The sequence below is a fragment of the Planotetraspora sp. A-T 1434 genome, assembly GCF_025420585.1.
GTDB lineage: Bacteria > Actinomycetota > Actinomycetes > Streptosporangiales > Streptosporangiaceae > JAOEGB01.
This window is the reverse complement of sequence record NZ_JAOEGB010000112.1, coordinates 1-433: the sequence shown is the minus strand read 5'-3', so window position 1 is coordinate 433 and position 433 is coordinate 1. Positions and strand designations below refer to the sequence as shown.

Genomic DNA, 433 nt, shown 5'->3' with positions numbered 1-433 from the left:
CCGTTGGCGCTGAGCGGGAAGGCGTCGAGCACGATCACATGCTCGGGAATCATGTACCGCGGCAGCCGATCCGCCAGATGGTCCTCCAGCCCGGCGATCTCCCCGCGCGCGATCAGCGCGGCGGCCAGCTTGCGAGTCGTCTCCCCCACGGTGACCACCACGGCGTCACCCACGCCCGGGTGGCTCTTCAACACCGCCTCGATCTCGCCCAGCTCGATCCTGTGCCCGCCGATCTTGACCTGGAAGTCCGCCCGGCCCAGGAACTCCAGCGTCCCATCCGGCCAGTACCGCCCCAGGTCACCCGTCCGATACCAGCGCAGGCCCCGATACTCCACGAACCGGGCCGCCGTGCGCTCCGGATCACCCCGGTAACCCTCGGCCACACTCGCGCCACCGATCCACAACTCCCCCGCCACCAGATCCGGGCAGTCCC

1 protein-coding gene is annotated in these 433 nt (G+C 70.0%); it reads right to left on the bottom strand.

Translation table 11 applies throughout. From position 1 onward, the window contains the following. On the bottom strand, positions 1-433 hold a 433-nt coding region (locus N5079_RS35185; RefSeq protein WP_261588549.1), incomplete at both ends, for an AMP-binding enzyme.